The sequence below is a fragment of the Salinadaptatus halalkaliphilus genome, assembly GCF_006543045.1.
Classification (GTDB): Archaea; Halobacteriota; Halobacteria; order Halobacteriales; family Natrialbaceae; genus Salinadaptatus; species Salinadaptatus halalkaliphilus.
The window spans coordinates 22,935-35,270 of sequence record NZ_RBZW01000039.1 but is presented as its reverse complement, the minus strand read 5'-3'; the positions used below and the strand labels follow the sequence as shown (position 1 = coordinate 35,270).

Genomic DNA, 12,336 nt, shown 5'->3' with positions numbered 1-12,336 from the left:
TGACACTTCTCGTGGCTCCCGACCGACCTGGCCGAGCGACGCGCGTGGTTGCCGTCTACTCCGCCGTCGGGTCCCGCTCTACTCGTGCGGATGGAATCGACGAACGGCCTCGGCAACGGCGTCTTCACGGCCGAGAAACGTCACCCGATCACCCTCCTCGAGGACCGTGTCGGCGTCCGGCACGTAGGTTTCGCCGTCGCGAGCGAGTACAGCGACGATCACGCCATCGGGGATGTCCGCATCCAACTCGGCGATGGTCGATCCACCCAGATCCGTCGCGGTCACGACGATCTCCTGGGCGTCGTGGCCCTCGCCGAGTTCGGTCATCCAGTGGGCGAGCGCGGGACGTTCGATCTCGTTGTCGAGCGACCACGCGGTCGCGCTCGCGACGTCAATCGCACGGACGCCGAGCGTCTCGAACGCGTCGACGTTCTCCGGTTCGTTGACCCGAGCGACGACCGTCTCGACGCTGAATTTGGTTCGACTTAGCTGCGAGACGAGCAGGTTCGTGTCGTCGTCGGCCGTCGTCGCGACGACGAGCTTGGCTCGTTCGATACCCGCCTCGCGAAGGGTCTCGGTGTTCGTTCCGTCGCCCGCGACGGCCGTGTAGCCGTCCCGACGAAGCGCCTGGACGGTCTCGGCGTCTTCGTCGACGATAACGACGTTTTCGCCACGGTTCTCCAGTCGAGTGACGAGCGCCCGGCCGACCCGGCCGCCGCCGATGATGATAGCTGGCATCGGAATTACCTCGAGGTATTCTGCGATCTGACGGGCAAGGCCCGCCTGAATCACGACAGTGAGAAAGATGACGAGAAAGACGGTCCCGGCGAGCGTCTGGGCGGCTTCGAACTGGCCCGCCGCCTCCAGTTCGATCGCAAACAGGGTCGCCACCGAGGCGGGAATGATCCCGCGGGGACCGACGAACGAAAGAAAGAGTCGTTCCTCGCGGCTGAACTGCCGGTCGACCGCCGAGAGCGCGACGAGAATCGGACGGACGAACAGCGTAACCGCGACGACGACGGCGATGCCGCCCGTTCCCAACCCGAGCAACGAGTCGAAGTCGATCAGCGCCGCCAGCGAGATAAACACGAACGAGAGGACGACGAGGGTGAGATCGCGATTGAACGCCAGGATCTCCGCGCGGTGTGGCAACTCGAGATTGCCGAGAACCAGCCCACACACTGCAGCCGCGGCGACGCCCGTTTCGGGAAAGGCGGACTCCGCGAGCCCGAACGAGACGAGCGCGCCGGTGAGCGTCACCAGCCGCGCCACCTGCGGCGCGTCGCCGGCCGGCGGACGGACCTCGACGAGGAGGTACCAGACGCCGGCCGCGACGACGATGCCGATGCCGATGCCGGCGACCAATCGCTGCAGGAAGCCGACCAGCACCAGTTCGGGAGCGTCTCCGACGACGACGGCCTCGAAGATGACGATCGCGAGGATCGCTGCGGTCACATCGTTGATAATCCCCTCGGCCTCGAGCGCCGTCTCGACGTGGTCACGAACCGTCACCACCTCGAGAATCGGGGTGACGACGGTCGGTCCGGTCGCGATCAGTAGTGCACCGATCAGGGCGGCGACGTCCCAGTCGGTATCCAGAAACAGCCGGACCGCGGCCGTTGTCCCGAGAAAGGCGAGTATCGCACCAATCGTTGTCAGTCGGCGAACCGATCGCGGTGCGGCCTCGAGTTTCTCCCGGCGAAGGTGAAATGCGCCGTCAAAGATGATGATCGCGACGCTGATGCCGACGACGGTCGAGAGTCCGTCGCCGAAGGTCTCGATCGTAACGAAGCCGAGTCCTTCCGGACCGACGACGACGCCGACGACGATCAGAAAGAGAACGCTCGGCACTCGCACCCGCTTGGCCAGCACCTGAATGCCGACGCCGAGTGCCACGACGCCGATAACGACGGGCAGAATGTCCACGTCTCTGTGCTGCTACCTCGTTTCTCCTCAACAATCTTTCCCCGATTTCGATCGGCGACACCGATCCCCGAAACCCTCGATGTTCGCGTGGGAACTCAACATTCAAACCAGCCCGCTCCCTACGTTCGATGAATGCGCCTCGACGACTACATCGAGGACCTAGAGCCCGACGAGGAGGCGAAGCGACGCCGTCTCGCCAAGGAGAAGTCCTACGCGATCACGGACCACCTCGAGGAGTTCGAGCAGCGCTTCGACGACGCGTTGTCCGGCGATACCCTCGTCGGCTCGACGTCGCCGTCGATCTTCGTCGGCCGATCGAACTACCCCGACATTCCCATCGGGCTGCTCTCGCCGGTCGGCGACGAAGACGCCGCCGACGAGTACGTCACCGACGGCGCCTGGTACCAGCAGGGGTACGGCATCGACGACGTCCTCCAGCGCCGTACCGGGCTGTTGAACTCGAGCAAGCGCGCAAACGTCGATTCACCCTCGATCGCGAGTCGCCTCACGCCGTCGGTTCACGACACGTGGGACGGCTTCGTCGGCGTCCAGCGCGAGGTCGCCATCGCCGACCGCCCGGTCGACCTCGAGATCGGACTCGACGACACCCCCGACCTCGGACTGGATGCAGGCACGGATGTCGCGACACCGCGTGGGCCGCGGGCGAACGCTCGCAACGCCGAGTTGCGGGAGAACCCCTCCGTGCCAAAACCCGTCAAAAAGACCCTGGAGGACGACGACTGGCAGGCTCAGGGGGCGATGACCTACCTCTATCGGCGTGGGTTCGACGTCTACGACATCAACTCGATCCTCTCGGCTGGCGCGCTCGGCGAGACCGACCAGCGCCGACTCGTCCCAACGCGGTGGTCGATCACCGCGGTCGACGACACGGTCGGACAGTTTCTCCGCGGGCGCATCCGCAACGAGCGAGGCATCGACGAAGTACAGGTCTGGGCCAACGAGTACATGGGCAACCGGTACTGGATCGTCCTCGCGCCCGGTAGCTGGGAGTTCGAACTCGTCGAGATGAAGGCGCCGGGGAGCATCTGGAACCCCAACCCGGAGGACGACATCTGGCTCCAGAGCGCCAGCGAAGGCTACGAGGGGCGCTCGAGTTACGTCGAGGAGACCGCCGGCGCGTATTATGCGGCCAGACTGGCCGTCCTCGAGCACCTCGAGTCGATCGGTCGGCAGGCGAAGTGTCTGGTGCTCCGGGAAGTGAGCGACGACTACTGGGCGCCCGTCGGCGTCTGGCAGGTTCGCGAGAGCGTTCGCAACGCCTTCGACGGCGAGTACGGCGAGGCTGAAACGTTTCACGACGCCGTCTCGCAGGTCGCGACCCAGTTGCCGGTCGGCTACCAGCGACTCCAGCGCAAGTCAGAACTCGCCGCCGGTTTGCAGTCCAGCCTCGACGCGTTCTCGCAGCCGCCCTGAGCGATCGCCGATCGTCTCGTGAACTCGACGGCCGAATGTATTCGACAGGCCTCGAGACACACGAGTCTACGCTCGAGGAAAAGCTCTTTCTCCGCGGACCACCGACCCTGCGATAATGCATCCGGCTGCGCTTCCCAGCGACCCCCTCACCATCGTCGCCGTCCTCTTTTTGCTCTTTGGCGTGCCAGCCATCCTGTTCGCGCTCCTGTTGCTCTATACGGGATACGTTCGTTACGACGCCGAACGATACCTCGAGGAGCTCGAAGACGAAGCGCTCGAGGGAGACGAAAGACGACGCGGGTCCGTCGAGATGGACGACACGACTGGCGATATCGAGGCGACCGAGGAAAAACCGGGCGACAAAAACGAGTACTCGGTTTTCGAGGACCGTGACGACGAACAAACGGATCCGGGAGAGTACTCTGTCTTCGAAGACACTGACGACGAGGACTGATACGGATTGCTGTAACGATTTACCGGCGAAACCGCGACCCGTCTGCGGTTTCGGCGGTAACGACTTACAGTAAACCGTATGATACGAGCTGCTGTAACGTTTCCGGGAGCAACCGCAGGACGACTCGCGGTTGCGCCGGTACCGACGTACAGCGGTCCGTACGAGACGGACGGGACGAACGTACGGGTCGGAAAAGCGCGCTGACACTCGCTACACGGCTAAACCTCGTTCTCGAGACCGTATTGGCGACCGTGACGGGAACAAAAGGACGGCTCTCGCAGTTGCGCCTCGACGAGATCTTCGTGGTAGTGTGCGTTGAAGAGGCGACATCCATCCCGCTCGCAGAACGCCTCGCCCGTCTCGAGGTAGTGATAGGCTTGCAAGGCGTACCCTTTCAGGGCAGCGGTCGTCCGCGGATCGTCCGCGATCAGGAACTCACCCTCGACCTGATTCTCGAGGACTTCTCGAGGCGGCGTATCTCCGGACAAGAGGGCGTGGCGTTGCTTTTCCTTGTAATAGGATTCGGGCTTGGCTGGGGCTTCGTACAGGCCGGGCACCGAGAGCAACGCGGGTTGGCCGAGGACGGTCACGCGCTTGTGCCAGCGGCCGTCGTGGTCGCCCCAGGTGCCGATCGCGCGGTCTATGATCGGAAGGTGGAGCGTCTCGAGGCCGCGCTCGGCGGCCGGGAGCGCGGCGTTGAGCGCGCGCTGCATCTGGACGCCATCGTAGAGGACCCCGCCCTCTCGATCGGGATTCTCGAGGGCACGTTCCTCGTAGCGGATCGTTCCCAACATCGTGTTACCGGTGTCGCGGTCGTACGGCGACGTGACACGGGCCGCGGCAAACCGGTCGGCCAGACCGTCGGTCCGATGTTCCTCGAGGAACCGATCTCGAACCGTCACGTCCGCGTCGACGCGTGCCTCGAGCCAGTCGGCGATTTCGTCGACGTCAGCGACGGTCGTCGGAGAGCGGTAGCACATAACTCGATCGACCATGTATTACCTAGTCGTACCACTCGGTGAAACACTTACGGTTAGCCTGTTACGTATTCCGTCGGCACTCCCGTGTGTATTCGCCACTTTCGTTCGTCGAATGTATACTATTGCTCGCTGCTCGACAGTATTAGGTCCAGGTAGCGGTGAGGAAACGGGGTTCGTCGTCCGTCAATTCGAACAGCGCGTCGCTGTGGCTACGGAATCCGCTCGTACGGAGCGCTGTACGCCATTGCCGGCGCACTCGCCGCCCGAGTCGCGGCTGGGCCGGTCGACTCGCATCGCTCCTCGACCGAGGCTCGTCGCACACCGTTCGACTCACCGCCGGGACATCGGTACAGCAACCCGTATCAGTCGTCGGCCGGCGTGGCGGCTCGCGAGGTGATGTCGACGGGGTCGGCGTCGACCTCGAGTTCGTCGAGGGCAACCTGTGCGGCGCGTTTGCCCGAGACGAGCATGGCGCCGAACGTCGGACCCATCCGCGGAAGCCCGTAAGTCGTCGCCGTGGCCATGCCGGTAGCGATCAGCCCGTCGTGGACGAGACCAGTGTGTTCGACGACGGCGTCCTCGGACTTGCCGACCCACATCGAGTCGTGGCCAGGCGAGTCGTGGCCGGGCGCGCCGTAGCTGTCGTCGCCGGTCTGGTCCATCCCCGTTGCGTTGGCTTCGGCGTCGCCGATGCCGGGGGCATCCAACACGCCACGCTCGTCGAGTTTCTTGACGGCCATCGCGTCGTGACCCGTCGCGTCGATGACGAGGTCGGCTTCGACGGCAATCGGGTCGACGCACGTGATCTCCCGGGGCAGGGCGTGGACTGGTGTCCAGTTCATGACGATACCGCCGACGCGGTGATTTTCGCGGATGACGATGTCCGTGAACTCGGTCATGTTCTGCATCTTCGCACCCGCATCACAGGCCGCCTTGATCAGCCCGGAACAAGCCTCCGGACCGTTCGCAACATAGAGATCCTCGCTATCCTGAGACTCCTTGTGGGAAACCTCGAGTTCGTCGAGGATCTGCTGGGCCGGATCACGGACCGTGACCTTGTTCATCAGGAAGCCGCCGAGCCAGAAGCCGCCGCCGAGGTAGTTGTTCTTCTCGACGACCATCGTCTTCACACCGCGCTCGGAGAGTTCTTTCGCCGCCGTCAGTCCGGAGGGGCCGCCGCCGACGATGATCACGTCGCTATCCGAGAAATCCATGAACTCCTCGGTCCACTCCTGGCCGATCGCACGGGTTACGTCCGCTTCACCAACGTCGCTGAACTGGTCGAAGTCGCTCATACAACTAGGTGGTATCGATGGGTGGTGAAAAACCTGTCGCGACCGAAACGCTCACCTATCATCTATCGAACGAAAGCGAACCACCGGTACTCGAGGTCGGCCGAGGCTGGATGACTACCCGATTCGGTTCGCCCGTATGTTGTAACGTATTCCAGTTACATCAGAGTGAAAGATAGTCCGCGATAGTTTCCCGCTCCCCTCGTGCGTTGTTGCAGACCAACATCTATTGAGAACCACACTGGTGACTCGGCGCCTACCGGCGAGACGGGCCGAAATCCTTTCTTGATGAAACCGAAGGCAGTTACGGCTCGATCAAAAGTTATTTTGGGTCCGGGGCGGACGTGGTATCCATGGCGATACAACGGCGCCAGTTCCTGGCTTCGGCCGCCAGCGTCGTGGCGGCCGGCCTCGCCGGCTGCGCGGCGACGGGTGATGACGACGAGTCACGACCGGGGGTCAGTGGTGAAACGCTGACGCTGACCACGACGACCAGCACCTACGATACGGACCTGCTCGACGAACTCAACGCGCCGTTTCAGGACCGATATGGCGTCAGCGTCGACACCGTCGCCCAGGGAACCGGCGCTGCCCTCGAGACCGCGAGAAGCGGGGATTCGGATGTCGTGATGGTCCACGCTCGATCCCTCGAGGACGAGTTCATGGCGGACGGATACGGAATCAACCGTCGCGACCTCATGTTCAACGACTTCGTCGTCGTCGGTGATTCCGACGACCCGTCGTCCATCGGCGGCGGCGAGGACGTACCCGCCGCGGTCACGGCGATCGCTGAAACGGAATCGACGTTCGTCTCTCGGGGCGACAACTCGGGGACACACACGAAAGAACTCGAGATGTGGGAGGGGGCCGGAATTGGGTCCGACGAGTTCGGCAGCTGGTACATGGAAGCCGGACAGGGGATGGGCGAGGTGCTCGTCCAGACCGACCAGCAGGGCGGCTACACGCTGTCCGACCGCGGGACGTACCTCTCGATGCAGGACGAAATCGATCTCGAGATTCACGTTGAGGGTCCGGTCGAGGGCGGCCCCGAACTGCTCGCGAACCCGTACGGGATCGTCGCCGTCAACCCCGCCGTCCACGACACCGTGAACTACGATCTGGCGATGGCCTACATCGGCTACATCACGAGTCCCGAGGGCCAGGAGATCATCGAAAGCTACACCGTCGACGGCGAACAGCTGTTCTTCTCGGAGGCGCTGGCGGAGGAACCGCAGTTCCAGCAGTACGTGCCCGAAGAGTGGGACGGGTAGAACGGTACCGACTGACATTCGCTGACGATGATATACTCGTGATGATAGGAGCACACTGATGATCGGACACGCACTGACCGCGGGATACGCAGTACTGATGGGCGCCGTGACCGGCTCCTTGCTTCCACTCGCGCTCGAGTTTCCGTTCGAGTGGCACTACATTCGGAGCATCATTCGGGTCTCGCTACACGTGAGTCTGGTCGCCGTCACGTTGAGCACCCTCTGTAGTATCCCGGTCGCGCTACTGATCGGTTTCAAGGAGTTTCGCGGCAAGACGTTGGTGACGTCGCTCATCAACACCGGCATGGGCTTTCCGAGCGTCGTCGTCGGACTCGTCGTCCTGTTTGCGGTCTCGAACGAGGGACCGCTCGGCACGTTCGATCTCGTCTTCACGCCCGAGGCGATGATCATGTCCCAGTTCGTTCTCGCCGCACCGGTAATTACCGGCGTAACGCTCGCGGCGGTCAGCAGCGTCGACCAGAACGTCCGCGACGCCGCGTTCGCGATGGGCGGGACCCGGATCGACGTCGCGCTCGTGACGATCAAGGAGGCCCGGTACGGCATCGCGACGGCGGTGCTGGCCGGCTTCGGTCGGGCGATCAGCGAAGTCGGCTCCGTACTCATCGTCGGCGGGAACATCACCGGCCCGGAGGGGATCTCCCAGACCCGAACGCTGACCACGGCGATCCAGCTCGAGGCCCGACAGGGTCGGTTCCAGACCGCCATGTTGTTGGGCGCGGTTCTCGTCGTTCTGGTCTTGCTCGTCAATGCACTGGTGATCCGACTCGGCAACGGCGGAGGGCGGTACCGATGACCCTTTCGGCGACCGAACTGTGTCACGGCTACGACGGCGACCCCGTTTTCGACGGCGTCTCGCTTTCGGTGACGCCCGGTGAGGTCGTCACGATTATCGGCCCCTCGGGCGTCGGCAAGTCGACGCTGCTTCGTCTACTCGCGTTGTTCGACGCTCCCGACGACGGAACGATCACCGTCGACGGCGTCGATGTCTGGGCGGCGTCGGACCAGCGCCGACTCGAGTACCGGCGCCGGATCGGAATGGTCTTCCAGGAGGCCAGCCTCTTCGACGCGAGCGTTCGCCGGAACGTCGAGTACGGCGTGCGCGTCCGCCAATCGTGGGCCGATCGGCTTCGGACTGCGCTTTCGAGTCTCTCTCGACGGGGGAACGGCGACAGCAACGTCGTCGAGGCCCTCGAAACCGTGGGGCTTCACGAGCGGGCCGACCGAGACGCCACGTCGCTGTCGGGTGGCCAGGCACAGCGAGTCGCGTTCGCTCGTGCGCTCGCTTACGAGCCCGACGTGTTGTTGCTCGACGAGCCGACCTCCGACCTCGATCCGCGAAACACGGCAGTGATCGAAGATGCCGTTCTCGCGGCGACGGAACGCGATATCGGCGTCGTGGTCGCGACCCACGATATGCACCAGGCCGAACGCATCGGGGATCGCGTCGCAGTGTTGCTCGGCAACGAGATCATCGAGGTCGGGCCGACCGAACCGATCTTCGAGTCGCCGTCGGACGATCGAACCCGGAAGTTTATCGACGGCGAACTGATATACTAACGCGACTGGCGGCAGGTCCGTCGGGAGAACCCACGATGCGAATCGAGAAGGAATATCGGACGAAACTGGCCGTCGGCGACCTCACGATCGACCGACGAGACATCGAGATGCTCGAGGCAATCGACCGACACGGGTCGATGCACGGCGCGGCCGACGCGCTCGAACGCTCGTATGCACGGCTGCAAAACCGCGTCGTCGAGATCGAAGACGCTCTCGGGCCGATCACCGAACGTCGACGCGGCGGCCCCGGGGGCGGCGGGACCGAACTCACCGAGACGGCGCGGGATCTCTGCCAGCAGTTCGACCGTCACAACGCCGAACTCGACGGGGTTGCGCGAGTCACTGAATCGGTCTTCGAAGGACATGTAAGTAATCAAATAGGTGAGCTCGCGACCGTCGAGACGCCGATCGGCGCTATCGTCGCCCTAGCACCGGACGAGACCGTGGCGGTACAGGTTACCGTCCGCTCGGACGCCGTCGTGTTGACCGATCCGGACGAGTCCCCCGGCGAAGACGAAACGAGCCTTCGCAACCAGTTTACGGGGACAGTGTCCGCCCTTGAGCCGGGTGCCGAGGTCACGGGCGTAACGATCGGCCTCGAGGGCGAGCGCGAGCTTCGAGCACTCGTTACGCGCGCCAGCGCCGACCGTCTCAACCTCACCGTCGGTGAGCCGATTACGGCTGCGTTCAAGGCGACGGCTGCGCGGGCGGTTCCAGCTGACACGGCGTGACATCTTATAGTGGTAAGGGGAGCCACGACAGCGCCTCGAGAAGCGCCGTCGGATCGAACAGCGGCTCGTGGAGAACCAACCAGTCGAGTAAGACGAGACCGGCGCCGTGGGCGATTACCGACGGCAGGATGGAGCCAGACTTGTAGTCGACGGCGCCAAAGAGGACGTCGGTCGGTCCCGACAACAGGAACTCGATCGGCGGTTTGCTCGCGTGGTGGATCATGTAGACGACGGGACTGATGAGCACGGCTTTGAAGCCGATCTCCCTGACTCCGACACAGAGCAGTCCCCGATAGTACGTCTCCGCAGCGAGTGCGAGGACGAACAACTGGACCGCGTGGGGAAGAAACGACGCCGGCGCGACCGTCGTCTGCCACATCGGATAGAACTGCCGGATCGTCGGCAGGGTCGAGCCGACCAGGTAAAACGGCAAGACGAACATCGCAAGCAAGACGGCGTTACGAACGGCCACCCGGTTTATCGTCCAGCCGATACGTCGGCCGTGTGTCAGTCCCAGGAGGAGCGGCCCACCGATCAACAGCACGCTATCGACGACGGCTCGGCGCTCTAACGCACCCGGTACGAAGTGCATCCACAACAGCGTCAACACCGCACCCGTCAGTAGCGACTTGTGGAACCAGGAGAGGCGGTCAAACCGATCGCGGAGCCAGTCGAGGCGATAACTACTGTCTTCGGTGGCCACTGGTCATTACGTGTCCGTCGTCGGGATCGGTCCGGTACCGACGACATCCCGAACGTGTGATTCGAACTCCTGTCGCCGTTCGAAGTAGGTCTCCTCGACCGACTCGAGGATCGCTGACAGTTCCTGTGGCCCCTCCGGCGTGCGGAGGACGCTCTCGCCTTCGAGACGATCGATCTCGCTTTTTTCCTTGGGCCAGGTTAGGCGCGAACTCACGCGTGCGAGTGGTGCCCCCTCGACCGGCGTTTGCTCACCGAGTTCGACCGCCGGCTCGTCGTCTTCGTCCTCGTCGCTCATGACTCGAGGTTTGCGAGCGCGTCGATTCAAGCTTTCGCTTCGACGGCTCCGACCCGATTGGATCGCCGTTAGCAACCCATTCGACAGAATTAGTAACGTCGATCCGCTCTACTGAGCTATGGCGACGATTCCAGCGCCAGACTTGCTTCCGGCACAACGGCTTCGAACCAGCGTCCTCGAGGGAGAGATCACCCAGCTCCACCGCGGTGATAAACACGCATCAGAAGGAGATACGTTCGAAATCGACGGAACGACCTTCGAGGTCGTCGACGTTACCGAACGTCGACTCGGAGAACTGACCGACGAAGACGCCCGCGCCGAAGGGTCGCCGAATCTCGAGGCCTACAAGCGCCGCATCGAGCAGACACACGGGACGGAGTGGAACGACGACAACACCGCCGTCCGTCATCGCTTCGAACCTGTCTCCGAGTGAGCACCGACTCGGGAAAGCACGCGAGAATCGAAACGCGGCTATTGTGGACCCGAGACGCTCTTACCGACGGTCGAGTAACGTCTCTAAGAACCGAGGTGTGTCTGACGTAGCGTTTTGTGCTCGGAGTACAAACGTGGCTCCATGACAAGTCTGACGGAGGCCTACAAAGGGAACGAACGGGAGGTGACGAGCCTCCGACGGCTGTACGCGGGGACGGCACTCGTCTTGCTCGGGGCAGCGTTGTCGGTCGTCGCCGTCGTCATCGCGACGACGGACCTCCTCGTCGGGGTCGTCGGCGACCACTACGCCGCCGTCCGCGTCGCCGGCGTCCTCGCCGGACTGGGCGTTCCCGCGGCACTCGTCGGCGTCTTCATTGTCTTACCTGCAGGCAGACGGGTCCGTGCGACCGCCGCGATCAGCGCGAGCCTCTGTCTGCTCGGCGTTGCCCTTTTCTGGCACGCCTACCCGTATCACTGGCGGGGTTACGGTGACGACCTCACCCTCCACGTCTCCGTCGTCTACTTGCTCGGGCTCTTTATCGCCGTCTGGTGTCTCTTTACCGCCGTCGTCAACTTCAAGACCCGCAACGACCCTGGCGGCATGCTCGAGATGAACGTCACGCGCCGGAATCAGACCATCGTCGAGTACGAGGAGCCGGAACCGGACTCGGGCGGCCACGGCGGCATCGGCTTTTTCGGTAGCACGCCAGACGGCGATGTCGAAACGCAGACCAACGCCCAGTCAGAGTCGGCGACCGACGCAGACACCGAGCCGGAGCTGGACGACGGGGCGATCCTCACGGAGCAGCGGTCGTCGACACAGTCTCGCTCTCGAGGCTCCGCCTCGAAGCGGGGTCCGTCGGTTGGCACACCCACGAGCGACGGCGGATCGACGACGGCCGATATCTCCTCGCCGCTGGATGGCGACGGGCGTGACGCCGAAATCGTCGAATCGAGCCCCGACGAACCGTCCAACCCCGCCGACCGCTACTGTGGAAACTGTCGCCACTTCGAGTACGTCCGGTCGTCCTCCGGCATGGTTCCGTACTGTGCTCGCCACGAACGCGCCATGGACGACATGGACGCCTGCGAAGAGTGGACGCCGAACAGTCGGTAACGACGACGGTCGTTTTCCCGCTGATCACGCAACGCCGACCGTTCCGTTCTCGAGTCGCCGTTGTATCGTTCCGTTCTCGAGTCCCTATGCACCGACGCGACCGTCGTCCGTCGTTTGGCCCGTC

13 protein-coding genes are annotated in these 12,336 nt (G+C 63.6%); 8 read left to right on the top strand and 5 right to left on the bottom strand.

Annotated elements, in window-relative coordinates; genetic code table 11:
* Window positions 1-78: 78 nt before the first annotated feature.
* The gene (locus D8Y22_RS14045) at window positions 79-1,926 is read right to left on the bottom strand and encodes a cation:proton antiporter domain-containing protein (RefSeq protein ID WP_141465329.1); all 1,848 of its coding nucleotides are present in this window, start codon (window positions 1,924-1,926) and stop codon (window positions 79-81) included.
* A gap of 132 nt (window positions 1,927-2,058) precedes the next feature.
* Between D8Y22_RS14045 and nreA the strand changes: the two genes are divergently transcribed.
* Together nreA and D8Y22_RS22430 are read left to right on the top strand one after the other, a co-directional pair.
* Window positions 2,059-3,360: a DNA repair protein NreA gene (gene nreA, locus D8Y22_RS14040; RefSeq protein WP_141465328.1), complete on the top strand. Its 1,302-nt coding sequence runs from the start codon at window positions 2,059-2,061 to the stop codon at window positions 3,358-3,360.
* A 115-nt stretch (window positions 3,361-3,475) separates the two neighbouring features.
* Window positions 3,476-3,814 (top strand): hypothetical protein, encoded by a 339-nt coding sequence (locus tag D8Y22_RS22430; RefSeq protein WP_174811858.1) that lies wholly within the window; start codon window positions 3,476-3,478, stop codon window positions 3,812-3,814.
* Between the two features lie 218 nt (window positions 3,815-4,032).
* Here D8Y22_RS22430 and D8Y22_RS14030 read toward each other — a convergent pair whose 3' ends face one another.
* Window positions 4,033-4,809, bottom strand: coding sequence for a DUF7001 family protein (locus D8Y22_RS14030; RefSeq protein ID WP_141465327.1), 777 nt, complete (start codon window positions 4,807-4,809; stop codon window positions 4,033-4,035).
* 347 nt (window positions 4,810-5,156) lie between these two features.
* Entirely contained in the window at window positions 5,157-6,089 is a 933-nt protein-coding gene (locus D8Y22_RS14025; RefSeq protein WP_141465326.1) for a sulfide-dependent adenosine diphosphate thiazole synthase, read from the bottom strand.
* A 350-nt stretch (window positions 6,090-6,439) separates the two neighbouring features.
* On the opposite strand from D8Y22_RS14025, the gene D8Y22_RS14020 reads away from it, so the two are divergent.
* The 4 genes from D8Y22_RS14020 (at window position 6,440) to D8Y22_RS14005 (ending at window position 9,666) form a co-directional block, all read left to right on the top strand.
* A complete protein-coding gene (locus D8Y22_RS14020) occupies window positions 6,440-7,357 on the top strand; it encodes a substrate-binding domain-containing protein (protein ID WP_141465325.1) in 918 nt (305 codons plus the stop codon).
* A gap of 97 nt (window positions 7,358-7,454) precedes the next feature.
* Window positions 7,455-8,171: an ABC transporter permease gene (locus tag D8Y22_RS14015; protein ID WP_141465369.1), complete on the top strand. Its 717-nt coding sequence runs from the start codon at window positions 7,455-7,457 to the stop codon at window positions 8,169-8,171.
* Window positions 8,168-8,935, top strand: coding sequence for an amino acid ABC transporter ATP-binding protein (locus D8Y22_RS14010; RefSeq protein ID WP_141465324.1), 768 nt, complete (start codon window positions 8,168-8,170; stop codon window positions 8,933-8,935). Before D8Y22_RS14015 ends, D8Y22_RS14010 begins: the two co-directional genes overlap by 4 nt.
* 35 nt (window positions 8,936-8,970) lie before the next feature.
* Window positions 8,971-9,666: a TOBE domain-containing protein gene (locus D8Y22_RS14005; protein WP_141465323.1), complete on the top strand. Its 696-nt coding sequence runs from the start codon at window positions 8,971-8,973 to the stop codon at window positions 9,664-9,666.
* A 4-nt stretch (window positions 9,667-9,670) separates the two neighbouring features.
* Here the strand turns inward: D8Y22_RS14005 and D8Y22_RS14000 are convergent, their stop codons facing one another.
* Together D8Y22_RS14000 and D8Y22_RS13995 are read right to left on the bottom strand one after the other, a co-directional pair.
* A complete protein-coding gene (locus tag D8Y22_RS14000; RefSeq protein WP_141465322.1) occupies window positions 9,671-10,369 on the bottom strand; it encodes a CPBP family intramembrane glutamic endopeptidase in 699 nt (232 codons plus the stop codon).
* A gap of 6 nt (window positions 10,370-10,375) precedes the next feature.
* The gene (locus tag D8Y22_RS13995) at window positions 10,376-10,663 is read right to left on the bottom strand and encodes a DUF5789 family protein (RefSeq protein WP_141465321.1); all 288 of its coding nucleotides are present in this window, start codon (window positions 10,661-10,663) and stop codon (window positions 10,376-10,378) included.
* Window positions 10,664-10,781: 118 nt separating this feature from the next.
* Here D8Y22_RS13995 and D8Y22_RS13990 point away from each other — a divergent pair, with 118 nt between their 5' ends.
* Together D8Y22_RS13990 and D8Y22_RS13985 are read left to right on the top strand one after the other, a co-directional pair.
* Entirely contained in the window at window positions 10,782-11,096 is a 315-nt protein-coding gene (locus tag D8Y22_RS13990) for an ASCH domain-containing protein (RefSeq protein WP_141465320.1), read from the top strand.
* A gap of 141 nt (window positions 11,097-11,237) precedes the next feature.
* The gene (locus D8Y22_RS13985; protein WP_141465319.1) at window positions 11,238-12,212 is read left to right on the top strand and encodes a DUF7139 domain-containing protein; all 975 of its coding nucleotides are present in this window, start codon (window positions 11,238-11,240) and stop codon (window positions 12,210-12,212) included.
* The last annotated feature ends 124 nt before the right edge of the window (window positions 12,213-12,336 follow it).

Excerpts from the sequence above, each read along its gene's own strand:
- nreA (WP_141465328.1), top strand. The coding sequence starts at position 2,059 with ATGCGCCTCGACGACTACATCGAGGACCTAGAGCCCGACGAGGAGGCG.
- D8Y22_RS22430 (WP_174811858.1), top strand. The coding sequence starts at position 3,476 with ATGCATCCGGCTGCGCTTCCCAGCGACCCCCTCACCATCGTCGCCGTC.
- D8Y22_RS14030 (WP_141465327.1), bottom strand. The coding sequence starts at position 4,809 with ATGGTCGATCGAGTTATGTGCTACCGCTCTCCGACGACCGTCGCTGAC.
- D8Y22_RS14025 (WP_141465326.1), bottom strand. The coding sequence starts at position 6,089 with ATGAGCGACTTCGACCAGTTCAGCGACGTTGGTGAAGCGGACGTAACC.
- D8Y22_RS14020 (WP_141465325.1), top strand. The coding sequence starts at position 6,440 with ATGGCGATACAACGGCGCCAGTTCCTGGCTTCGGCCGCCAGCGTCGTG.
- D8Y22_RS14015 (WP_141465369.1), top strand. The coding sequence starts at position 7,455 with ATGGGCGCCGTGACCGGCTCCTTGCTTCCACTCGCGCTCGAGTTTCCG.
- D8Y22_RS14010 (WP_141465324.1), top strand. The coding sequence starts at position 8,168 with ATGACCCTTTCGGCGACCGAACTGTGTCACGGCTACGACGGCGACCCC.
- D8Y22_RS14005 (WP_141465323.1), top strand. The coding sequence starts at position 8,971 with ATGCGAATCGAGAAGGAATATCGGACGAAACTGGCCGTCGGCGACCTC.
- D8Y22_RS13995 (WP_141465321.1), bottom strand. The coding sequence starts at position 10,663 with ATGAGCGACGAGGACGAAGACGACGAGCCGGCGGTCGAACTCGGTGAG.
- D8Y22_RS13990 (WP_141465320.1), top strand. The coding sequence starts at position 10,782 with ATGGCGACGATTCCAGCGCCAGACTTGCTTCCGGCACAACGGCTTCGA.
- D8Y22_RS13985 (WP_141465319.1), top strand. The coding sequence starts at position 11,238 with ATGACAAGTCTGACGGAGGCCTACAAAGGGAACGAACGGGAGGTGACG.